The organism is Candidatus Bathyanammoxibius amoris (genome assembly GCA_024451685.1).
In the GTDB taxonomy this organism is placed as follows: domain Bacteria; phylum Planctomycetota; class Brocadiia; order Brocadiales; family Bathyanammoxibiaceae; genus Bathyanammoxibius; species Bathyanammoxibius amoris.
Window position 1 is genome coordinate 1 of the sequence record JAMXCW010000010.1, and the last position, 21,822, is coordinate 21,822.

The 21,822-nt window shown below is 51.7% G+C and carries 22 protein-coding genes; 8 read left to right on the top strand and 14 right to left on the bottom strand.

Annotated elements, in window-relative coordinates:
• From NOU37_06660 to NOU37_06670, 3 genes are all read left to right on the top strand, one after another.
• The coding region (locus NOU37_06660; GenBank protein ID MCQ4574914.1) for a hypothetical protein at positions 1-348 on the top strand (348 nt) is incomplete at its 5' end.
• A gap of 437 nt (positions 349-785) precedes the next feature.
• Positions 786-1,595: a 1-acyl-sn-glycerol-3-phosphate acyltransferase gene (locus NOU37_06665; GenBank protein ID MCQ4574915.1), complete on the top strand. Its 810-nt coding sequence runs from the start codon at positions 786-788 to the stop codon at positions 1,593-1,595.
• Positions 1,588-2,196 (top strand): YIP1 family protein, encoded by a 609-nt coding sequence (locus NOU37_06670; GenBank protein MCQ4574916.1) that lies wholly within the window; start codon positions 1,588-1,590, stop codon positions 2,194-2,196. The genes NOU37_06665 and NOU37_06670 overlap by 8 nt, the downstream gene beginning before the upstream one ends.
• A 62-nt stretch (positions 2,197-2,258) precedes the next feature.
• On the opposite strand, the gene glnE is transcribed toward NOU37_06670, so the two are convergent.
• From glnE to NOU37_06720, 10 genes are all read right to left on the bottom strand, one after another.
• Positions 2,259-5,357: a bifunctional [glutamate--ammonia ligase]-adenylyl-L-tyrosine phosphorylase/[glutamate--ammonia-ligase] adenylyltransferase gene (gene glnE / locus NOU37_06675; protein ID MCQ4574917.1), complete on the bottom strand. Its 3,099-nt coding sequence runs from the start codon at positions 5,355-5,357 to the stop codon at positions 2,259-2,261.
• A 179-nt stretch (positions 5,358-5,536) separates the two neighbouring features.
• The gene (locus NOU37_06680) at positions 5,537-6,463 is read right to left on the bottom strand and encodes an FAD-dependent oxidoreductase (protein ID MCQ4574918.1); all 927 of its coding nucleotides are present in this window, start codon (positions 6,461-6,463) and stop codon (positions 5,537-5,539) included.
• Positions 6,464-6,478: 15 nt separating this feature from the next.
• A complete protein-coding gene (locus NOU37_06685) occupies positions 6,479-6,727 on the bottom strand; it encodes a glutaredoxin family protein (GenBank protein MCQ4574919.1) in 249 nt (82 codons plus the stop codon).
• A gap of 107 nt (positions 6,728-6,834) precedes the next feature.
• The gene (locus NOU37_06690; GenBank protein MCQ4574920.1) at positions 6,835-7,617 is read right to left on the bottom strand and encodes a Sir2 family NAD-dependent protein deacetylase; all 783 of its coding nucleotides are present in this window, start codon (positions 7,615-7,617) and stop codon (positions 6,835-6,837) included.
• A complete protein-coding gene (gene cobO, locus NOU37_06695) occupies positions 7,607-8,125 on the bottom strand; it encodes a cob(I)yrinic acid a,c-diamide adenosyltransferase (GenBank protein MCQ4574921.1) in 519 nt (172 codons plus the stop codon). Before cobO ends, NOU37_06690 begins: the two co-directional genes overlap by 11 nt.
• Positions 8,126-8,564: 439 nt before the next feature.
• Positions 8,565-10,391, bottom strand: coding sequence for a hydroxylamine oxidoreductase (locus NOU37_06700; protein ID MCQ4574922.1), 1,827 nt, complete (start codon positions 10,389-10,391; stop codon positions 8,565-8,567).
• Positions 10,392-10,431: 40 nt separating this feature from the next.
• On the bottom strand, positions 10,432-11,496 hold the full coding sequence (locus NOU37_06705) for a cytochrome c family protein (protein ID MCQ4574923.1): 1,065 nt from the start codon (positions 11,494-11,496) through the stop codon (positions 10,432-10,434).
• An 18-nt stretch (positions 11,497-11,514) separates the two neighbouring features.
• Complete coding sequence (locus NOU37_06710) at positions 11,515-12,249, bottom strand: hypothetical protein (GenBank protein MCQ4574924.1); 735 nt, start codon at positions 12,247-12,249, stop codon at positions 11,515-11,517.
• Positions 12,250-12,273: 24 nt separating this feature from the next.
• On the bottom strand, positions 12,274-13,047 hold the full coding sequence (locus tag NOU37_06715) for a cytochrome b N-terminal domain-containing protein (GenBank protein ID MCQ4574925.1): 774 nt from the start codon (positions 13,045-13,047) through the stop codon (positions 12,274-12,276).
• Between the two features lie 13 nt (positions 13,048-13,060).
• On the bottom strand, positions 13,061-13,588 hold the full coding sequence (locus NOU37_06720; protein ID MCQ4574926.1) for a ubiquinol-cytochrome c reductase iron-sulfur subunit: 528 nt from the start codon (positions 13,586-13,588) through the stop codon (positions 13,061-13,063).
• A gap of 435 nt (positions 13,589-14,023) precedes the next feature.
• On the opposite strand from NOU37_06720, the gene NOU37_06725 reads away from it, so the two are divergent.
• The 5 genes from NOU37_06725 to NOU37_06745 all read left to right on the top strand — a co-directional run bounded on the left by NOU37_06725 (position 14,024) and on the right by NOU37_06745 (position 18,864).
• Positions 14,024-15,814: a DUF255 domain-containing protein gene (locus tag NOU37_06725; GenBank protein MCQ4574927.1), complete on the top strand. Its 1,791-nt coding sequence runs from the start codon at positions 14,024-14,026 to the stop codon at positions 15,812-15,814.
• 130 nt (positions 15,815-15,944) lie between these two features.
• Positions 15,945-16,664 (top strand): 4Fe-4S binding protein, encoded by a 720-nt coding sequence (locus tag NOU37_06730; protein ID MCQ4574928.1) that lies wholly within the window; start codon positions 15,945-15,947, stop codon positions 16,662-16,664.
• Positions 16,665-16,714: 50 nt separating this feature from the next.
• The gene (locus tag NOU37_06735) at positions 16,715-17,191 is read left to right on the top strand and encodes an AsnC family transcriptional regulator (GenBank protein MCQ4574929.1); all 477 of its coding nucleotides are present in this window, start codon (positions 16,715-16,717) and stop codon (positions 17,189-17,191) included.
• A gap of 22 nt (positions 17,192-17,213) precedes the next feature.
• Positions 17,214-17,675, top strand: coding sequence for an AsnC family transcriptional regulator (locus NOU37_06740; protein MCQ4574930.1), 462 nt, complete (start codon positions 17,214-17,216; stop codon positions 17,673-17,675).
• A 103-nt stretch (positions 17,676-17,778) separates the two neighbouring features.
• Positions 17,779-18,864, top strand: coding sequence for a tetratricopeptide repeat protein (locus NOU37_06745; GenBank protein ID MCQ4574931.1), 1,086 nt, complete (start codon positions 17,779-17,781; stop codon positions 18,862-18,864).
• A 166-nt stretch (positions 18,865-19,030) separates the two neighbouring features.
• Here NOU37_06745 and NOU37_06750 read toward each other — a convergent pair whose 3' ends face one another.
• The 4 genes from NOU37_06750 to NOU37_06765 are packed head-to-tail and all read right to left on the bottom strand — an operon-like array spanning position 19,031 to position 21,772.
• Positions 19,031-19,480, bottom strand: coding sequence for a dual specificity protein phosphatase 23 (locus tag NOU37_06750; protein ID MCQ4574932.1), 450 nt, complete (start codon positions 19,478-19,480; stop codon positions 19,031-19,033).
• 30 nt (positions 19,481-19,510) lie between these two features.
• Entirely contained in the window at positions 19,511-19,927 is a 417-nt protein-coding gene (locus tag NOU37_06755; protein MCQ4574933.1) for an HIT family protein, read from the bottom strand.
• On the bottom strand, positions 19,924-20,760 hold the full coding sequence (rplQ, locus tag NOU37_06760) for a 50S ribosomal protein L17 (GenBank protein MCQ4574934.1): 837 nt from the start codon (positions 20,758-20,760) through the stop codon (positions 19,924-19,926). The genes NOU37_06755 and rplQ overlap by 4 nt, the downstream gene beginning before the upstream one ends.
• Complete coding sequence (locus tag NOU37_06765) at positions 20,750-21,772, bottom strand: DNA-directed RNA polymerase subunit alpha (protein MCQ4574935.1); 1,023 nt, start codon at positions 21,770-21,772, stop codon at positions 20,750-20,752. The genes rplQ and NOU37_06765 overlap by 11 nt, the downstream gene beginning before the upstream one ends.
• Positions 21,773-21,822: the final 50 nt, after the last annotated feature.

The following is a 21,822-nucleotide window of genomic DNA, read 5'->3' on the forward strand; positions in this document are numbered from 1 at the left end:
ATATTACAGGACATTCCAGATTTTGCCGGACAAAGAGACAAAAACTCCGCAAGGCAGATTGATGTAATATGGTTTGACGAAGATGAAAATCCAAAATTTTGTATAGAAGTAGAGCACACAACCGATATCACAAAAGGATTACATAGGCTCCTACAATTAGAACACTTCCACGTAACTTTCGTAATTGTTGCAACAGAAGACAAAAGATCTAAATATGAAATAGAGATGAATAAGTCTCCCTTTAGAAAAATGAAAGAGCGGTACAAGTTTATCTCATATGAAGAGGTATTAGAGTTATGTGAAGCTGCCTTGAACTATAAGAAATTAAGAGATACACTCCTTGGGTAACATTTTAGCACTAATGTAAAAACAAGAATCCACCTTGTGAAAATACATCCTTCTTCACTTCAATTTATATAAAACCCTACACTGACAGCTTCTCGTAGCTGCCCCATTTATGGGGCGCATATAAATAACCTGATAAATCAGGCAACTACCGAAATATTATTGTAGTGGTAGGGTTTACTCTGCTTCAACGACCGTAAAGATCGTTGTCTACCATAATAGTCGAGCAAGCCTTCGGGCTGAGGCCCTCAAGGCCGAAGGCTCGCACGCTGCAATTTATAAATAATTTCAGTCCGTATCGGACAGACCTGAAGGTCTGTCCCTGCAGGGGTGCCGCGGGGCTTCGGCCCTGCGCCAATCCCCCACAAAAGTGTTAGACACGTAACCCTTTCCCCGCACCCAACATAACAGATTAGATTCGTTGACAGAAGGTGTTGTGGATGTTATATTTGCTACGGGAATTATTGGCCAAAATGTTCGTGAATATACTACGAAGCACGCCCGTCAGAATAGTTTACCTTGTATACGCATGGATTGTCGTTGCCGGTATCTGGCTGATCGGCTACATCTTTACCTTGATTGCCTCTGTCGGGAGTAAGCGAAAGGACTATGTATACAACACCCTGTGCCGGCTGGGGGCACAGGTGTCAGCGAAGGGATTGGGCATGCGTGCCGTGGTGGAAGGGGAAGAAAACATTCCCATGGACGAGCCGGTTATATTTATATGCAACCACCAGAGTTATTTTGACATATACACGGCCTTCGCTTTTATCCCCAGGAGCTTTTGTTTTATATCCAAGGAGGAGGTCTTCAAGTTGCCGGTGATCGGGGGTTACATGAAGACAGCCGGACACCTATCCCTGCCGCGCGAGGAGGGCCGGAGGTCTTATTCAACGCTTACGGAGGCGGTCAAGAAGGCCAGAGAGGGGAAGTCCCTCCTGATTTTCCCCGAAGGCACCAGAAGTCCGGACGGAAGGCTTGGCAGCTTTAAGAGGGGCATCTCCCTTATCGTGCTTAAGGCGGGGAGAAAGGTGGTACCGATGTGTATAATCGGCAGCCGCGATTTTTTGCCCATGGGCACACTTATTCCTAACCCTGCGGAACGTAACATAACGGTAAGATTCGGCAAACCGATGGAATTCCGGAGGGTGGCAAAGATGACGAAAAAGGAGTCCGTAGATTCAGTGGAGAGGCTCAGGCAGGCAGTGGCACATCTGCTGGAGGACACAGGAGAAGGCGGCCGTGGATGAGGAAAGACAAGAGAGTTTCTTCGGTCGCATAGAAGGGCTCATAAGGACCGGGCAGGAGATAATACTAAGGCCGCAAGGTTTCTTCAAGAACCTTCCGGCAAAAGACGGCTACCTACGGCCGTTACTGTTTTCTATGGTCATCTTTTGCATCGTTCTGGGCTACAACCTGGTCCTTGTCTCCTCAGGGCTTCTGCGCCCCGATGGACAGGGGTCGGCGGACAGCCCGTCTTTAACTGATGCGCTGACGAACGTCCCCGTGCTTGTAGTGCTCTGGCTCTTCGGTCTTATCCTGGGGTCCCTCGTGCTCCATGCCACTTTCAAACTGCTAAAGGGCAAAGGGCGCTTCGAGTCCACTTTCAGTATATTCGCATACAGTTCCATAGCCAACCTCCTGACGATAATACCCTCGATAGGGCATTATGCCTGCACTATCTACACCCTCGTACTTATAATGCTTGCAGGGAGGGTCGTCCACAAACTCTCAAGCATCAGGGCCGTAGCGGCTCCGATACTCCCCGCACTCGTCCTGTGGGGAGTAATGATGGTCCTGGTCCTCTCGGGGATCATACCAATCGAGCGACTAACCTCGAGCCTCAAATAGTAGTCCCGCGTTTTTAGAGCGTCTCCCGGTACCACATGGATAAAAATCTTCCCTGCGCCGCGCTACGCGTGCCTGTGAACGTCGCATATCTCCCTGAAAATCTCGCGGGTGAGGGAGGTATGGCTCTCATTATCCGCGAGGAGTCCTTCCGCCGGCGAGGGAATCTCGTCGGGCGAATAGCCCAGCCTCTTGGCAAGTTTGTCCAGGGCCTCGTGTGACTCGGGAAGCTTGTCCTGGGTAATGTCATGTACTATGCGAAGGCGGCTCTCCACCTTCCTGAGAAATTTGTACGCGGACACAAGGGACTTATAATGTTTTTCCTCCATGAGGCGAGAGTCGTATATGTTGTGGAGTGCGTCCAGTGTGTTCGGAGTCCGGATGTCAGGATAATCCCCGCCGTACTTAAGCTGAAGGAGCTGCGCGATAAACTCTATGTCAACAATCCCGCCAAAACCCCTCTTAATGTCTTTCCCTGTGGTAGACTGCTCCATGCGCCCCCTCATCTCCGCTATCTCATCGACCATTTCCGGCCGCCACTGCCCGGCATAGATACACTCTTCTACGGCCCCCATGACCTCCCTCCCAAGCCCTTCGTCACCTGCTATCCACCTGGCCTTTGTAAGGGCCTGTTTCTCCCAGAGGCCTGCGCCGCCGCTGTAATACTTCGCAAAACTGTCCAGCGACGTTACCAGTATCCCGCCCCTGCCCTCCGGCCTGAGCCTGGTATCCATCCTGTACAGCGTCCCCCATTCAGTCATTTCTCCCAGGGCCTTCATCAGTCTGTGAGAGATATCGGTAAGCTGGTTAGACACGCCTGTCTTCGGCCCTTTTGCCTCCCTGTAAACAAATACCACGTCAATGTCGGAACTATAACACATCTCCCTGCCGCCAAGTTTGCCTAGGGCGAGAACTCCAAATTCAGGCGCGTCACCTTCCCAGTCAACGCCTTTTGCGCACATGTGAAAGGCGTTTACGAGGACGGCTTCCGCCAGTCCGGAAAGGTCTTCCATGGTAGTCTTCATGTCGGCCTTGCCCAGTATGTCTCTGACGCCGATGCGGAGGATCTCCTGGTTCTTGTACCCGTGGAGGCACCGCAATGTATCCGGGGCATGTGCCATAATGGCGGAGAGCTCGGCGGTCATCTCTTTTGTGTCCTTGTGCTCACCGATAATCAGTGAATCTATGAGCTGGTCTACCATGCCGGGGTTCTTTATAAGTATGTCGGAAAGGAACTGGCTCCAGGCGCACAGGTCCACGAAGACCTCCAGGGCCTGTGGGTTTTCCACCAGCATCTGGAAGAAGATGGTCTTGGCGCCGAGCGAGGCCGTGCAGCGTTCCAGATTGTTGAGGGCCATATCAGGGTCCGGGGCGCGTTTAAGCATGGATAAGAGGGAGGGCGCCATACTGGCAAAGAAGGCGCGGGTTCTTGGGGAATCATGAAGCGGAGGAGCCTCTCTGGAAAGCAGCTCTATGTTTCGGTGGGCCTTGGTCAGGTCCTTAAAATTGTACTTTGCAAGCATACTTTCCATCTGCTCGACTGTGTGTTCGGGGTCCAGAATCAGGTCCACCTCCGGCGCGGAGGCCTCGCCCTCCTCTCCAAAGAGGTTATGGAATAAATTGTTAAGTATACGGTTGGTCCTCCTTGTATGCTTGCCCAGTTCCTTCTGGAACCTTTCCTGTGCCGTAGCCGTTTTTGTGTCACGGAAGCCGAGCTTTAGCGCAAGCTTACGCTGTTCCTCAACATCAGGGGAGAACTTGTGGACCTGCAGCTCATGCATGGTCTGTAGCCGGTGCTCAAGCGTCCTCAAGAACGTGTAACTCTCCTCCAGTGATTTCCTTTCATGTGGTTCGAGACATCTTGTCTCCTCCAACAACTCAAGGGAGCGGAGGGTGTTGTGATGTCTGATATCCGGATGCAGCCCGCCGTGGAACAGTTGCAGGAACTGCACCGTGAATTCCACGTCCCTTATCCCCCCAAACCCCGTTTTAACCTCCAGGTGGGCCTCGCCCTTCTTTTCAACCACACTCTCTATCCTTCTCTTCAATCTCTTTATCTCGTTTATCTCGGCCAGCCTCAGGAACCTCTGATACACAAACGGCGTGATACTCTCCATAAACGCCTTACCCAGAGGCATGTTTCCGGCCACAGGCCGGGCCTTTATCAGGGCCTGTCTCTCCCACGTACTGCCCTGGGTCTGGTAGTAATTGCAATAGGCGTTAAGCGACCTCACCAGGGGACCAAAGCGTCCCTCCGGCCTGAGACGGGTATCCACCCTGAAGACGTAGCCTTCACTGGTACTTGTCCTGAGTAGGTGTACCACCTGCTCGGCCAGCCTGTGGTAATATTCCGCAGCCGCAGCCTCCTCAAGCCCCAGACCCTCAGGTGAGTACACAAAGATTATGTCGATGTCGGAGCTGTAATTTAGCTCCTCGCCCCCCAGCTTCCCCATGGCAATGACCACAAAACCTATTTTCTCAGGGTCTTGCTCTTTAATCTGGAATTTTTCTCTAAGTTGCTCATGGGCAACACGCAGCGCCGCCTGCGCCTCTACCTCCGCAAGGTCAGTGATTGCCTTTGTAACCGTTGAGAGCGAGGCACCCAGCACCAGGTCAAGGTAGCCTATTCGCAACAACTCCCTCCGTTTAAACCTTCGCAGGGTATTAAGTCTTTTATCAAACGACTGAAGCACGTCTATCTCGGAGAACAATACCCTTCTCAGCCCGTCCTTGCTTGCAAACTTCTCCTTCTCATCAAGACCCGACAGCCAGTAAAAGTACTCCGGGTTCCGGATCAGGGTATTGGAAAACGCCTGGCTGGAGCCGAAGAGACCCACCAGCATATAGACAGACGACGGGTTCTGTCTCATGTAGGAATACAGGTTCATCCCGCTGCAGCATGCCGCGGCAAACCTCTCCATGTTGTTCAAGGCCGCGTCCGGGTCGGGGCAATCTTTCAATGCGTCTGTGAGGAAGGGCAACACCTCAAGGAAGAGCTCCGCCTTTGGCAGACTGCCGGCCAGGGCCTTGAGGTTTTTGCGGGCAAGCCTCGCATTCTGAAGTCCATAGCCTCTGAGAGCGGCGGATACTCTCGACTCCTCCATCTCCTCACCCAGGACTATGTCTCTTAATTCCAGTGAACAGGTGTCCGGCAACTTTGTCATGGAAACATCTCTTCCCAAACGAGAAATGAACAAGAAGGGACAAAAGTGTATGCGGGCAAAGACCGTGTCAGCGGCAAGTTTGTTTTAACGGGAACCCTGACGAATCCTGCCCCTGCGGGATTCTTCGCTCAAAAGACTCAGAATGACACCGGGCATTGGGGCAACCTTTTCAGAGGTCTTTAGCGTCTCTTTAATAAATACTCAAACACACCCATGGCCGCCAGGGCACCCTGGCCGGCGGCTATAACAATCTGTTTATCCTTAACGTTTGTAACGTCACCGGCGGCAAAAAGACCCGGAACACCGGTGGAGGTGTCACAGTCCACAACTATTTCCCCAAAATCGTTAATCGCAACAAGGTCCCTGGCAAGGGATGAATTTGGCCGCAGGCCGATTTCCACAAATATCCCGTCTACCGTCAAGCTCCTTTTGCCGCCGTTACCCTCCCGCGGCTTTACGGTAACACCCTTGACCGTTTCCTCACCCACTATCTGTTCAATCACGTAACCAATTAAAGGTTCAATATTTGCGGACGCCTTCACGCCCTCTATCAGCGGTGCCTCGTCCGCCCTCCACTGCCTGCGTGAGATGAGATATACCTTACTGGCAATCCTTGAGAGTTCAAACGCGGCGGAAAGGGCGGAATTGCCGCCGCCAACCACTGCCACGGTCGCATCCGCAAAGAGCGGGGCATCGCACGTGGCGCAATAGCTGACGCCTTTGCCACGATATTTTTCTTCGCCCTCAACTCCCAGCTCCCGGGGGTGAGCGCCGGTCGCAATCACGGCGGACCGGGCAGAGAATTTCTTGCCGGATTCCGTAACGGCGACGTAGTTACCGTTCACCCTGGAAAGCTCTGTGACCCTTTCACCCGTATGCTGCTCTATGTCAAACTGGTCCATCTGTTCTACTAATTTTTCCACAAGCTCAGGGCCTGTTATATATCGGAATCCCGGATAGTTTTCGATGCCAAAGGTGGTGGCGACCTGCCCGCCGACGTCTTTACTCACTATTTGAACGTCAATCCTCTTACGGGCGGCATAAATCGCCGCCGTTATCGCGGCAGGACCACACCCGATTATCAAAAGCTCACGCTCCGGTTTCATGGCTTACAGTTTTCCCTAAGAATCCTTTTTCTCTTCTCCCAGTAACTTGTCAAGCCTCTCCTGGTTAAAGCCCAGCATTACCTCACCATTCACTGCTATGACAGGAACGCTCCTGCCACCGCTGAGCTCTGTCATCTCTCGCAGCGCGTCCTTGTCCTGAGCCACGTTATACTCCGTGTACTTAATTCCTTTCTTGGCAAAGTATTCCTTGGCCTTCAAGCAATAAGGGCATGTAGGGGTAGTGTATATCTTCACCTCAGCCATGGCTACAACCTCCCAATAAGGATGTGTTGAAACTAAGGGCCCTCAAGTGCATACTATTATATACAATACAGGACTTCAAGGCCATTTCACACCACCCACAGTACCCGCTATACGGCCATCCCCAGCGTCTCCATGAGCTTTTCGGCGGCTTCGTCGAGGGGTAACCGTATGGCGGCGTCCGCGCGGCTGTCGTACTGCGTCGGCTGGAGGTTTATTATGATGAGCCTTGCCCCATGCCCCATCGCCACTTCCGGCATATCCGCCACGGGGTAGACTACCAGGGAAGAACCCATTACAAGAAGAAGGTCGCAGTGTTTCAGATATTCAACGGCCCTCTGATATGCCCCCCCGGGAAGTTCCTCGCCAAAAAGGACTATGTCGGGCCTTATCACGGCCCCGCACTCCGGACATAGAGGCGGGAGTTCTCCCTCCTCCACCCTCCTGATTATATCTTCCAGGCCGAACTCCTTTGGGCACGTACGGCTGGTGCACCTCCCGGTACTTAACCCGCCGTGCATCTCCATTACGTTTTTCGAGCCGGCCTTCTGGTGGAGTCCGTCTATGTTCTGGGTAATAACGCACTTTAGCCCAAAAGAATCCTCCTGCTCCAGCCGCGAGAGGAAACGGTGTGCCAAGGTAGGTCTGGCATTTTGGAAGCCGGGAAGGATTTCTCTGCCAAACTCGTAAAAACCTTTAGGGTTGCTGGCAAAACCCACGTCCGTAAAGAGCATCATCTTGGAGGGATCTTTCGCCCAAAGTCCTTCTTCGGGGCTTCGGAAGTCGGGAATCCCGGCCGAGGTGCTGATACCCGCTCCGGTCAGCGACACTATGCCGCGGGACTCCTTTATGATAGAGGCAACACTCTCTATCCTGTTGCTATCAGTACTCAACCCCGGGCCTCGCCTCAACGCCTTCTTTATAATAATGCTTCACGGCCCTTATCTCGCTTACCAGGTCCGCCGCATCGACTATCCGGGGATGGGCATTGCGCCCGGTTAAAATAAGTTCCACCCCCTTCGGCCTCTTCTTTATGAGATCCACCACCTGGCTGACGTCTATCATATTATAATCAATGAGCAGGTTTATCTCGTCAAGGATGACCAGCTCGTAGTCACCCGAGAGCACCGCCTCCCTCGCCCTCTCAAAACCCTTCTTCGCCAGCTCTGTGTCTTCCGGTGTGGGCTTGCCACATACAAACTTAGACGAGCCGAAACGTTCCACGGTGACGTTCTTCATCTCCCCCAAAATCTTCACCTCACCGCTCGGCCTCCCCTTGAGGAACTGGACCAGCAGCACCCTGTGTCCGTGTCCCAGAGCGCGTATGGCCTGGCCAACGGCGGCCGTGGTCTTACCCTTCCCGTCACCCGTGTAAACCTGTACTGTCCCTATCTTTTCCATATTGTGGGCATCCTATCATACAGGACAGAGTTAAGGCAATACTTTAAGTAGGGGCGACCCGCCGGGTCGCCCCTACCATCACTACAGGTTAGAACATCCGTAGGTCAAGGCAACCCCGGTTTTGTCATTGCGAGGGGTGTAGCCCCGAAGCAATCTCTTTAACGCACAGGGGATTGCTTCGCTACGCTCGCAATGACACCTGGGATACGGTGCGTCGAGACGTCATGCCATAGGCAGATGCGCCTTTGGCGCGCACACTGCGAGTAGATTCTTCGTATCGTTTGGAATGACAAACTGTTGCCGCAGGGCTAAAGCCCTGCGGCACCCATAAATGAGGCCGCTGATGTGGGCATAAAAAGGCCCCGGTTACGGATGTAACCGGGGCCTTTTTCACTGATTCAGACCAAAGACTTCAGAAAGGAGGTTGTTTCTACTGCTGTTACTTTCTCCTCCTCATTACTATGCCAGCTCCGAGTACAAAACCGATAATACCTCCAAAGATAAGTGCCAGAGAAGGTATGCTCTTATACCTGCCCTTCTCCTTGAGGAGGCGGTCCGTATCCTTGGCCCTCATAAGCATGCGTGATTCACTCTCGATATAGGACAGTTTCTCAAAGACCTTGGAAGCCCCGTACCACCAGGAAATATCCTGCTGTACGTGAGCCGTTCCTTTATAGAGGAACGCCTTATCGCCAAACCACATATCCGTGTACCACCGCTCTATCTTGGATGGGTTGTACTTTCCGGGATAGAACACGCCGTAGACGCCGAGTATTGGCCCCAGCACGGGCAGCTTACCCTCCGTCTGTTTAAAGGCGTTGTAGATGGGTTCTCCAAGGAGACCCGGACCGAGCGCGTCAGCAACCACGTCACCGAGCGGGTAGATGTCCCTGTCCGCGGGGCCGGGATCAAACGCGCCGGCGGCAATCACGTCTTCTATCGCCTTCTGCGCCCTGTCCTGGAGACCCCAGACCTGGAACATAACGTCGTCCAGGTTTTCAAGAAACAACCTTCCCCAACGGGGGCTGTGGCAGTTGGTGCAAACCTCTATCCACTTCTCCCTCTTCTTCTTGCTCTCTGGACTGTAAATGTCCAGCTTATAGTCCAGGGGCGGAAGTTTTACGCCGTACGGGTAGTCCTTGAGTGACGACTTGAACTTCATGCCTTTAGGCGGCACCGTGCCCATTCGCCAGATACCCTTCGATACGGTGTTGTGAGTGTATTTGCCGTCAATGGAGTACATATGGCAGAACTGACAGGTCGGGGTGCGATAATCCTTGCCGGGTATCACCTCCGCGAGGGGCTTCTCAAAGTCCCACTCATCGCCTTCCATATCATATATGTAGCCCATCTTGGACTCACTGTAGGACTCGGCGTCCGGGTGGTCATAGCCCATGTGGCAACTCATACAGGCCTCGGGCCTTCTGCCCTCGGACGCGCGGAAGGCATGCCTCGTATGACAGATGTCACATTTCTCCGAGGCGGCGTGACAGTAGTCACAGCCGAACTGCAGCTGGCCGATGCCCATCCTGTAGAGTTCAGGATACCAGGGTACTATAACGTTTGCCTCCGTAGTCTGTGGATGGTTCGGTCTGCCATATTCCTTTTCAGACAACCACTCGTTGACCTCCTTAACGTGGCACTGGCCGCAGTGCTTGGAGGAAGGCATATAGAGTTCCTTATGGTCCTTCCCGTGACACCAGCTACAGTCCACCTCATCCAGCTGCTGGTTCAGGCGTTTTTCTATACCCTTTGTCTTTTCGGCAAAGTATTCGTTCTTCTTGGGGTTGGCGTGGGTAGATCCCCTCCAGTCGTTTACCAGGCCGGGGTTTAACTCCTCGTGGCACTTGACGCACTCGTCGGCCTTATATTTCTCCAAGAGCTGGTCGTAATACGTGCCGTCGGGCCTCACATAGTGCCTGGTCGGATACCAGTACATGTGCATGGCCGGCGGCTTGTAAAAGTCCATCCACGGCCCGCTTCCCTTCTCGAGGCCCACGTACTCCTCGTACCACTTCTTGAGGGTGTCGTTATCATAGAGTTCCCCGAGCTTCTCCTGGGCCTGGGGTTCAGGCGCCTTATACTCCTGTTGTTGCTCCTGTTGTTGCTCCTGTTGCTGCTCCTGTTGTTGCTCCTGTTGCTGCTCCTGTTGTTGCTCCTGTTGCTGCTCCTGTTGTTGCTCCTCGGCGACTGCGAGAATTCCCCCAGACACCCCAAGGAGTAGGGATAAAATCAACAGCGCTCCTAAAGGTCTTAGAAATCTCATAAATACATCTCCTTTTAAACTTCCTTCTTTAATCTCCATATTATTCTTTCAGCCAAGCCTCGGAAGGCGAGATATTCTCCGACTCCATCAACAGCTTGGAGTATTTGGTGAACCACCAATCTCCGGACTTGCCCCGTTTTTTGTAGTACTCGGGCCTCATCTCGTGGCGCCGGCTTATATGACAGTCAAAACACACGTTGTAAGGGCTGTTAACGCGGGCAATTTTCTGGCCCTCCTGAGCCTTCCCGATGTCCATAAAGTAGCTGTACAGCTCGCCCGGGCCATGACATCCCTCGCAGGTCACACCGGTCTCCGTGTACTTCCCGGTCTTCGGGTTATACCCGGTGGTGTGACACTTGTAACACTTCTTCCTGTACTCCTCATCACCGTCAACAAAGTCGGCGGCACGTTTTACTCTTTTAAAGCTTGTAAACTTGGTGCGCTTCCAGCGTTCTACGTGCGGGGCGGTAAGCCCGGTATGACAGCTCAAACACTTCTTGCTGCCCGTAAATATCGCATGTTCACCCGTTACGGTCAGATGCCTGAAATTTCCCCATACCGGGTTGAGATTGGGATCGGTTTCTTCGGGTGAGAGTTCGGTAAATTCGAGCCACAGCGCAAAAATCGCTTCCGCGCTCTCCAACCTCTTTTGCATCTGCCGTCTGTAAGGGAGCATGCCGCGGTGGGCCATCTCTTTCGCGAGCGCCCTTCCTTCTCCATCATGACATACCGTACACCCATAGACGTCGAACGGGAAATCCTTCACTATACGGTGCGATGCGATCAGCGCCCTTTCGTCTATATGGCAGGTCATACATCTGTCAACCTTGTCGCCGTTTTTTTCCTTTGCCCACGTAGCCGTGCCTTTCAGGAGTACCTGTTTAATCTCATACTTCGGGTTCCTAAGTTTTGCAATTTTCTCCGCTAATTTCTCTTTCTCCTCCTCATCAGTAGCGGCTTTAAGCTCGTTCTCGGCCAGCACCAGCTGCTGAGCATAATATGCCCTCTGGTACTCCATCCACAAAGGGTTGGTCTCCTCTTTCAGCCACAGATAGGACGACCATAAAAAGAGGATACTGAATAACAGGAATAGTTTACGTTTCATTTAACCACGTGCTCTCTTCTAAATATTAATCCACGGTGTAGCAAGGACGTATTTTATGCTAAAACCCAACCTCAATGCGACCTTTATGACGGTACCTATCATAACAAGCATAAAGAACATGGTGATGCTGTACCTTACGGGGCCAAGCTCTTTGTACCAGCGGTTCCACCTGCGGGCAGGGTAGTACATGCCCCCGCCGAAAAATGCGATGAGTAACAGCAGGCCTATGGCCCAGTGGGGGCTCCACAGCGGCGGCGGAGTAGGGAAGTCCAGGGTCCACTGCTCCCACGGCCAGAACCAGGCCCAGAAGGGTCCTCTGCAATATACCCCGATGAAGATAAGGAGAAACCAATATATAAAACCAAGGGTGAAAAAAGACACCGCAAACTTCCGTTCAGAGAACGTATAGTAACCGCAACCCCTGGGGTTATTGTCGATGTAAGGGATAATCATAAGACCCACGACTATAAACGCCGGCATGACAACACCGGCAAACCAGGGGTCAAAATACACGAGCACCTCCTGGAGACCCAGAAAGTACCAGGGGGCTTTAGCCGGATTTTCAGGTTCACCGGGGTTGGCCAGCTCTCTCAGGGGGGCATCTACGTAATAACTATAAAATAAGATGATGGTAAGGAACAACAGGCCGCAAAGGAACTCCTTGGCCACAAGATGCGGCCAGGTATGCACCTTATCCCCACCGGGTACCCTTTTTGCCTCTACTTCCTTGAAAGGAGCCTCTACACTTGCCATATAACCTTTCTACCTCCCGTGACCTTACAGTTGTCCTGAAAATCCATCCTTCCTCACGCGCCAGAAATGCAATATTATTAAACCACCTGCCAGGCCGGGCAGGGCGATGCAATGCCACACGTAGGCGCGAAGAAGCGCGGGTGCCTGGATGGACGTACCACCAAGAAGCGCAAAACGCAAGTCATTATCTATAGTAAAACCAAACCACTCGGAGAACGGCCCCTGATAGCCAATAAACGGGCTGGCTCCCGCCATATTCGTGCCAACCGTTATAGCCCAGTATCCCAGCTGGTCCCAGGGCAGCAGATAGCCGGTAAAACTCAAGAGCAGCGTCAGTACCAGCAGAACCACACCGACTACCCAATTAAACTGTCTCGGGGCCTTGTAGGAACCGGTCAGAAACACTCTAAACATGTGGAAGCACACAGTTATCACCATGGCATGCCCCGCCCAGCGGTGTGTGTTCCTCAAAAGCCTGCTAAACGGCACGGCGTTATTGCTCAGGTCAATCATGTCCGCATAGGCGCGGTTTACGTCTGGGGTATAATAAAACATCAACAGGACGCCCGTCAGGGCCTCGAATAAAAAGATGAAGAAGGTCAAACCACCCAGGCAGAAAGTAAAACTTATTTTTGCACTGTTCTTTTTTACCGTAAGCGGGTGAATGTGCATCCATACGTTGCCAACTATATGGAGCACACGGTTCCGGGACGTGTCAACGTATCCATGCCTGAATACCGACTTCCAGATATCACTTTTCGTAATGGATTCTTTGGCCTTATTAAGGTCAGGGAGCATGCCCTACTCCTTATTAAATAGTCAATGCCAACTCGCGCTCTATTATCTGGCTCGTGTCCACCATCAATTTACCGTTATCGGAGACGTGCATCTCGAAGTGGTACAGGGGTCTGGGGGCCGGCCCCGCGAAGTTCACACCGTCCCTATAATATTTGCTGCCGTGACACGGACACTCAAAGACACCCTTCGCTTCCGTCCAGTGCACCGCACAACCCAGGTGTTGGCATATCATCGAGATGGCGCTAAAACTATTACCCTCCCTTACGATAAACACCCTCCTGGCCTTAATTGTCACCACACTATGGTCAGGAAAGTCGGCCGGGTATCCCACGGGGAATTTCTTTGAGGGTTCAAACAGCACCTTCGGGATGAAAAAACCCGTAAAACTCATCATCTTTGCCGCAAACGCCAGAGTCGTGCCCAGAAAAATGGCCCATCCGGCATATATAAAAAAACTGCGACGGGTCGTCCAGGTAGTTACAAGATCCCCTTTTCCCAGGACCTCCCTCCTTTTTGCCCCCGTAATATCTTCTACAGTCATGGCAACCTCTCCAGCTTTCGCCCCTTAAATACATAAAGATATTGAGCTAAGAGATGTCGTACGTACACCATTAATCAAGTCACGACGCAATTGCCATACCGTTTTCATTTTCTTCCATTAAAGAAACGTGTCCAGTATCCCCACTAACCTTAATAACGTACCCATCATAGTAGCAAAAAAGCACTTAAGAAAATTGGCAAAATCAGACAAATTGCAACACAATACGCGCTTTCTGAAGCACGTTACATATAATAGACAAAAGGGGCATCATAAGACAGAAGTTTATTTTTGTCAGGTAGTTACATTTGTGCACCCAAGTACACGCCTTTGTGTACCCAAGTGTTCGCTCAGCAGCAGGCAAATACCCTTGTAATCACACTCACATTGGGCTATCTTGGGCCTACAACCCCACATTTCCATATTATAGGAACAAAAGTGAAAAAAGACCCCCCACCCGGAGCGGAAGAACACCACTTTTCGCCCAGACCGAACCAGGCCCACCTTATTAACTGGCATTTCTGGGACGATGACGCCTTTAACCGGGCCCGGAAGGAAGATAAACCCGTCTTTTTGAGCATAAGCGCAACGTGGTGTCACTGGTGCCACGTATTCGACGAGACCACTCTGTCAGACACGGAAGTAATCAAGCTCCTTAACCGGGAATTTATACCCATCAGGGTCGACGCCGACAAAAACCCGCATATACAAAACCGCTACCTGTCGGGAGGCTGGCCCACCAGCGCGTTTCTTACACCTACAGGCGACACCATCGCCAGCGGCACTTACATGAAACCCGACGATTTCAAGAAACTCGCCCAAAAGGTAAGCATGTACTATAAAGCCCACAAGGGAAAACTCTATGCCACAATCGCACATTCAAAGGTAAAGAAAAGCTTGGACAGAGAGAGCCGGCAGATACCGGAAGGCGAACCTGCAAAAGAGATAGCCGACCATGTGGTCGGCATTATTAAAGACATGTTCGACCCTGTTTACGGGGGCTTTGGTAACGAACCAAAATTCCCACAACAAGAGGCCATTGAGCTGCTACTCGCCGAATACCACACGTCCGGCGACAAAGAACTCCTGGATATGGCAACAAAAACCCTGGACAGTATGATGAAAAGCACCCTCTGGGATGAGGTCGAAAAGGGCTTCTTCCGTTACTCTACCAGAATGGATTGGTCAGTACCCCATTACGAGAAGATGCTGGAAGGTAACGCCGGATTTCTTAAGGACTATATCCTTGGCTACCAGGTCACGGGCAAAAAAGATTACCGACGGGTTGCCGAAGAAATCATTTCTTACGTCGACACCAGCCTGTCTTCCCCTGAAGGCGGTTTCTATGGCAGTCAGGACGCGGACGAAGAATATTATAAGCTGGACGGCAGGGAGAAAAAAACCCCTCCGAAGGTTGATACACACATTTACAGCAACTGGAACGGCCTGGTTATATCTCAATACATACGCGCCTATCAGGCCCTCGGCCGGAAGGCGTACCTCGACAGGGCCGTTAAAGCCCTGGAATACCTGACGGCCAGGGCACACAAGACCGGAACAGGCATGTACCACTATACAGTAAACGGTGAAGTAAAGTTAAGCGGGCTTCTTGTAGACCAGGTATATATGGCAGACGCCTTGATCTCCGCCTACGAGACCACTATGAACAGGAAATACCTGGAGACCGCGACAGGCATAATAAATCGCGCGATAAAGGATTTATGGGACCCGTGCCGGGGAGGTTTCTTTGACATCCCCGAAGAAAGCGCCCGTATAGGACATCTGGCTTTCCGGGAAAAACCCCTCTTAGAGAACGCCCAGGCCGTACGGGTCTTGAACAGGCTGTTCTATCTTACTGGCAAAGACAACTTTCACGAGTTCGCAGGTATGGCCCTGAAGACCTTCCTTAATAGTTATCGGGACTACTCCATACAGGCCGCCTCTTACGCCCTGGCTGTTATAGAGTATCTTAACCACCCCGTCCAGGTTACAATCATAGGCCCTAAAGAGGATGCGCGCACCCTGGCCCTGCATAACGAGGGCCTGCGGTTTTTCCTGCCGTGGAAGGTCATTCAGGTACTCGACCCGGAGACGGACCCCCTGCAATTAGGCCCCATAACGTATTCACCCGCGGAAGAACCCCTGGCCTACGGGTGTCGTGAGGGCGCCTGCTCTCCACCAATGCGCACCCCCGCGGAATTAAGGGACTTTATGAAGGGGAAACAATAGGACGTGAACCACTCGCAGTTCCCGCTCAACTTCACCCCAACATTTTACGCCATAACTATATAGCTGTGGGACAGGGATTTAGCAATTGACAATGACAGCCGCCTGGACTTAAAATGGAGTTTTTGCCGCCATGAATCCAAGTCAAACACTACAACAAGAAGATAAATTATCCGTCCTCAGGAAGTACAAGAAGTACGTAACAAAGGACGGCAGGGCTATCCTCTTTACCATCAAGTCGTGCCGCGGTGAGGAAGTAGATTGCCCCAACCTGCTTAACGCGCCCAGGCCGCTGGCCCGGAAGATTACAGAAAAGCTGGATGAACTGTCTTTCAATCAAAGGCTCTTTGATAAGATTCCCGCCAGGATACTGCCTCACATGACCTTCAAGATGGCTGTGGCCGGTTGCCCCAACGCCTGCTCCATGCCGCAGATAAAGGATTTTGGGGTAATCGCGCAGGAAAGTGTGGTCGTCGACACGGGCTGCGAATGCAACCTGTGCAAGAAGTGCCTCAAGGCATGCCGGGAGGGGGCCATAACCCTGAATGAAGACCGGACCGTTATCATCGACCAGGAAAAGTGCGTGGATTGCGGCCTCTGCGCCAGAGTCTGCCCCACAGGCTCCATAAAGATTGACAGGGTCGGATATGCAATCGTGCTGGGCGGCAAGGTGGGTAGGCACCCTCGCTTTGCGACAAAACTTGTGGACCTGGCGACGGAAAAACAGGTGTTAAAAGCCCTTGAGATATGCGCGGAAAGAATTTTGGCGGAAAAAGGGCGAAACCGCTACGGCTTCCTGAAAAAGGCGTCCTTCCACAGGGAACTCAGAGAGGCACTCGAAGAGGTGGCCTGACGCAGATAGTTATCCCATCCGCCGCCTTAGTATGACCAACATATACTCCAATGAAACTGGATAACGTAGACAAAAAGATACTGCAGCAGATACAGTCTGCCTTCCCCATCACCCCGAGACCGTTCCAGACCCTGGCCGAACAGCTCTCTCTGGAGGAGCCGGACGTGCTCAGGCGGATAAAGGCAATGGTGGAAAACAAGGTGATACGCAGGCTGGCGCCGATTATAGACAGCAAGGCCATGGGCAACACCGGCGGCCTGATGGCCATGAAGGTCCCCGAAGACCAGATAGAAGAGGTGGCGGAGTTGATAAACGCGTACTCAAGTGTCTCACACAACTACCTCAGAAAGGGTAGGAATAAGGACATCCCGTACAACATATGGTTCACAATGTCCGCCCCCGACGAGGAGGCACTGGGCAAAAATCTAGCGGAGATTGAGGATAAGACCGGACTGGTCGTAAGAAACCTGCCCACCACAAAAAAGTTTAAGATAGGCGTAAAATTCAACATATACCAGGGAGATTGACAAACACGCTTACAGGTAAACCATGGCCGACGAAACCGACATAAAACTGCTGAAACAGATACAGGACGGCATCCCGCTCACGGAAACGCCGTACCGGGACATAGCGTCCGCGCTGGGGCTCACCGAGGACGATGTAATCAGCCGGCTGGAAAGGCTTCTTGAAGAAAAGAAGATACGCCGCTTCGCCGCGTCCGTCGCCCACCGCAAGATAGGTATAACGTCAAACGCCATGACCGTCTGGCGTGTGCCGCCGGAGCGTGTCGACGAGGTCGGGCCCGTGATGGCAGCCTTCTCCGAGGTCACCCACTGCTACGAACGCCCCACCTTCCCCGACTGGCCGTACAACGTATTCACCATGATCCACGGCTACACCGACGGGGAGTGTGAACGCGTAATTGAGACCATAAAGGAAAAGACCGGACTCAGCGACTACGTAATCCTCTACAGCGAAAAAGAATTCAAGAAAACAGGGACAAGGATTTAATAAATAGACGAGGTAGAAAAGACTCCGCCTGCCATAGACATCTCCACCACATACCGGTACCATGTTTATCGTAATTGTTGTTCATCAATAATAAAGTTTGACAATGTCAGAAGACCCAAAGAAATATCTGAAACGAGGCGACAAGCTCTCTGATCAAAGTGATTATCACGCTGCCATACGGTACTACAACAGGGCGCTAAAAATCAAACCAAAGTACATCGAGGCATGGTATGGTAAAGGTTTAGCCTTGTACCACTTGGATAGCTATGATGAGGCCATTAAATACTTTGACAAAGTCATGAAGATTAAACCAAAGTATGCTCTAGCAGGGTTCGGCAAGTGTGCTGCCCTGTATCGGTTGGGCAGGTACGAGGAAGCTATTGAATACAACGATAAGGTATTGAAGATTACAGGCCCAAAACACCCCCTACCATGGTATGGCAAGAGTATAGCCCTGTATAAACTTGGCCGGTATAAAGAAGCAGAACAGGCAGCTAGAAAGGCGGCGAACTTAGGAGAAGATGTTCACGGATATGCTAACAACTGGGGAGATGTTCTTCTAAAGCTAAAGCAGTACGATGAGGCAGAGAACACATATCTTAGGGCCAACGAGCTTAAAGAGACGTGGCACTCTCATCTTGGACTAGCTAAGGTGTATATAGAACTTGGTGATGAACTTGGTGAAAAAGACCTTTACGAAGATGCCCTTGAGAACTTAAATAATATTCTCAAATTAGGCATTCCAGGAGACAAAGAAGACAAACTAGATTACTATTTTCAGAGGGGATATACGAATGCAAAGCTGGGGAACTGGAAAGAGGCGGAAAGGAATTTCCTGGAGTGTAAAGAAGACCCGAAGGCAAAGAGGAACATACGCAGGATAAAAAGTCGCCTCAAAGTCGATGGTCCCTCCTCAAGAAAACTCGTTTATGGAGGTTGGGCCCTTGCCGGTGTGTCCGTTGTTGTCTTAAGTATCTTTTGTGTGTTCTTCTTTATTAGTTCTAAGAACATTGATTCTGACCTTTTGAAGATAATAATACCAATATCTCTATTTTTTATCGCAGTAGGCGTCTGTCTACCTTACATCAGGTCATTAAAGGGTCCCGCAGGTATGGGATTTGAGAAAGAGATAAGTATCAGACCTGAATTTACACCACTCGAGCTCAAGCTTGAGTCACCGTCATTATAAAAATATTGTAGCTGCTCGATTTATCGAGCCATTTGTGTACGCCCCGTAAATAGGGCAACTACGGGTGGGGATTACCAGATTCTTCGCTGGCGCACAGGATGACAGTTAGCGGTGGCGTATTAACGGTGCGTCAAGAGTCACCATGCATAAACAATTATGACCCTACTTACCTGGAGTGTTTTTTTGCGTAGCGGATTATGACTTCTTCCTGTTCGGGGGTCTCGATGGAGCCGGGGCGTTTCTTGCGCACTTCTTTGACGGCGCTCTTGGCGCTGTAACCCCCGTGTACAAGGTAACATGCGAGCATGGTACCCGTCCTGCCGATACCCGCGTGGCAGTGCACCACCACCTTCTTGCCCATCTCTTTCATCCTGGTCGAGAACTCCACAAACTCGTCAATCTGTTCCAGAGAGGGTGCGGAAAGGTCTACAACGGGCACGTGCTTGTACTCAAAACCGAACTCCTCGAGAAGGGGCTTGTTGAGGGAATTCTCCGTGAGGGAGACTATGGCGTCTATGTCGTGTTCTTTGAGGAACTCAAAATCGCTTACCGTCGAGACCGGCATCGCCATGCCTGCTATCTCATCAGCCACAAGCCAGCTGAAATTCCTGGGCATACTTCCGACCTCAAATGATTACTTGCGTAACTACTCCCCAAGGGCCTTGAGGATGCCCCACTGCATTCTGTCTATCTCACCCTCGGAATACCTGCCCTGCCTCCAGCCGAAGTGAAACCCGTCGTCTTTGCGCCTCGGGATTATATGAAAGTGTACGTGAGGGACGGTCTGCCCGGCGCAGGGTTTGTTTGTCTGGAAGACGTTCAGGCCATCTGCTTCGGTGTACTCGGCAACGGCCCTTGCCAGCGCCGGTATCATCTCCGCCACCTTGCCCAGCTCCCTGCCGGGGATGTCCATTATCGTCTCATAGTGCTTTTTGGGTACAACAAGGATGTGGCCGTGGTTCACAGGGTTTATGTCCAGAAAGGCGAAGGCCTTTTTGTCCTCAATGAGCTTGACTGCCGGCAGCTCACCGTTGACAATCTTACAGAACGCGCACTCCTTCATTCCTTTTCTTCTTTCTTTCCGGTCTGCTCTTCAGGCTCTTTTTGCTCTTTCTGTGCCGCAGGCGCTTTTGCTTCTTTGGCCTTTTCTACCCTTGTCTCTTTCGCCCCGGCTTTAGCTTCTTTCTCTTTAGCCTCTACCTCTTTGGTCTCTATCTCTACAGTTTCAGCCTTTTGCCCTGCCGCCTTAGCCTTCGGCGCCTTTGCCCCGGCTTTTGTCGCCTCGGCCTTTGCGGCCTGTGGTCTCTTTCGCCCGGTCTTTTTGGTCTCTACCTTTGGCGCTTCGGCCTTTGGCTCGACCGCCTCTTCCTTCTTAGGCTCCTCACCCAGACCCTCAACCAGCTCGAAAATAACCCTGTCTGCGTTGTCACCAAGACGATTTCCCACCAGGCGAAGCTTCCTGTTTACTCCCCCCATCTTGTATTCCAGTACAGGGACCTTGCCGACCTTACCACCGGTAAGCACGCCCAACCTGCTCCCGGAGAGACGCATTATCCTGGTATAGCCCCCGTTTCTGGTCAAATATCTCTGCGCTATACCGCCGTCTTCCCGCCATTTCCCTTCGCCCACCAGCTTCTTCACCATCTCCTTGTCCCGCAGCCTTGACAAGATCATGCGGTAATAATGGACATAGGCGGCCTTGTCCGTATCTCTTTTCGAGACGGCTTTTCTCGCAAGGGTAATGAGCTTCTCTACAAACGGTTTTACCTCCTTGGCCTTGGGCAAGGTAGTGATAATTCTGCCATGGGTGAACAGGCTGGCCGCCAAGTTACGGCGCAAAGCGACCCTGTGGCTGGAGGTCCTGCTCAGATGTCTCCCTTTAACTCTATGTCTCATCCGAACTTACCTTTTCCTTCTTCTGCATGCCGAAACTCAGGCCGAGCTGGGCCAATTTCTTCTTGACCTCTTTGAGCGTCGTCCTTCCAAAATTCCTTATCGACAGCACCTCGTCTTCCGTGAGAGATATCAATTCTCCGATGGCCTTTATGTTTGCAGCCTCAAGACAGTTAGACGCGCGCACAGAGAGGTCGAGTTCCGTAACTGGTTTCTCCGACTGCGCCTGAAGTTCGTCTGTCACCTCTGCCTTCGACTCGGCCACGGCCTCCAGAGCAGGCTTCATGTCCAGGCGCGGCAGTTCGCGCCCTATTTCAAAAAGCTGTACAAACGGGTTAAGGTGTTTTCTTAATATCTTGGCTGCCTCTACCAATGCCATCTGCGGCGAGACGACACCGTTTGTCCACATCTCAATAATCAGTTTGTCGTAATTGGTTTTCCTGCCAACCCTGGTGTCCTCCGTATAGAACTTCACCTTTCTCACAGGAGAAAATATTGAATCCAGGGCAATCAGCCCTATTTCTGGTTCTTCCGGCTCGTTTTCTTCAGCAGTCACGTAGCCTCGTCCTTTTCTCACCTCCATTTCCACCTTAAAACTCACGTTATCTGAAAGAGTCGCTATGTGAAGGTCGGGATTAATTATCTCGGCATCACCCTCCGTGATAATGTCTTTCGCCTTTACCTCCCCCTTTTTACGCGCCTCGATCTTGAGCTTTCTCGGCTGGTCATCCTGGAGCTTCACTACGATGGACTTGATGTTGAGCAGAATATCCGTCACATCCTCGACCACCCCGGGAATGTACGTGAACTCATGTTTCACACCAGCGAACTTCACGGTAGTTGCGGCGCTACCCTCTAAGGACGATAGTAAAACTCTTCGAAGACTGTTGCCGATAGTAATTCCGTAACCCCTCTCAAAGGGTTCTACGGTAAACTTGCCGTACGTATCGGTCAGCGTCTCCTGGTCTACTGTGATGCGAGTCGGTAGCTCAAACCCTCTCCACCGAATTCGCATATTTCCCTCCCCTCTAAAAGCCTATTTTGTTTAAAGGAACCTTTTTAAAC

Coding starts and splice junctions, on each gene's coding strand:
- NOU37_06745 (MCQ4574931.1), top strand. CDS start 17,779: ATGTCAGAAGACCCAAAGAAATATCTGAAACGAGGCGACAAGCTCTCT.
- NOU37_06700 (MCQ4574922.1), bottom strand. CDS start 10,391: ATGAGATTTCTAAGACCTTTAGGAGCGCTGTTGATTTTATCCCTACTC.
- NOU37_06665 (MCQ4574915.1), top strand. CDS start 786: ATGTTATATTTGCTACGGGAATTATTGGCCAAAATGTTCGTGAATATA.
- NOU37_06680 (MCQ4574918.1), bottom strand. CDS start 6,463: ATGAAACCGGAGCGTGAGCTTTTGATAATCGGGTGTGGTCCTGCCGCG.
- NOU37_06715 (MCQ4574925.1), bottom strand. CDS start 13,047: ATGCTCCCTGACCTTAATAAGGCCAAAGAATCCATTACGAAAAGTGAT.
- NOU37_06740 (MCQ4574930.1), top strand. CDS start 17,214: ATGGCCGACGAAACCGACATAAAACTGCTGAAACAGATACAGGACGGC.
- NOU37_06735 (MCQ4574929.1), top strand. CDS start 16,715: ATGAAACTGGATAACGTAGACAAAAAGATACTGCAGCAGATACAGTCT.
- NOU37_06755 (MCQ4574933.1), bottom strand. CDS start 19,927: ATGAAGGAGTGCGCGTTCTGTAAGATTGTCAACGGTGAGCTGCCGGCA.
- NOU37_06730 (MCQ4574928.1), top strand. CDS start 15,945: ATGAATCCAAGTCAAACACTACAACAAGAAGATAAATTATCCGTCCTC.
- NOU37_06720 (MCQ4574926.1), bottom strand. CDS start 13,588: ATGACTGTAGAAGATATTACGGGGGCAAAAAGGAGGGAGGTCCTGGGA.
- NOU37_06750 (MCQ4574932.1), bottom strand. CDS start 19,480: ATGCCCAGGAATTTCAGCTGGCTTGTGGCTGATGAGATAGCAGGCATG.
- cobO (MCQ4574921.1), bottom strand. CDS start 8,125: ATGGAAAAGATAGGGACAGTACAGGTTTACACGGGTGACGGGAAGGGT.
- NOU37_06765 (MCQ4574935.1), bottom strand. CDS start 21,772: ATGCGAATTCGGTGGAGAGGGTTTGAGCTACCGACTCGCATCACAGTA.
- NOU37_06705 (MCQ4574923.1), bottom strand. CDS start 11,496: ATGAAACGTAAACTATTCCTGTTATTCAGTATCCTCTTTTTATGGTCG.
- NOU37_06685 (MCQ4574919.1), bottom strand. CDS start 6,727: ATGGCTGAGGTGAAGATATACACTACCCCTACATGCCCTTATTGCTTG.
- rplQ (MCQ4574934.1), bottom strand. CDS start 20,760: ATGAGACATAGAGTTAAAGGGAGACATCTGAGCAGGACCTCCAGCCAC.
- glnE (MCQ4574917.1), bottom strand. CDS start 5,357: ATGACAAAGTTGCCGGACACCTGTTCACTGGAATTAAGAGACATAGTC.
- NOU37_06710 (MCQ4574924.1), bottom strand. CDS start 12,249: ATGGCAAGTGTAGAGGCTCCTTTCAAGGAAGTAGAGGCAAAAAGGGTA.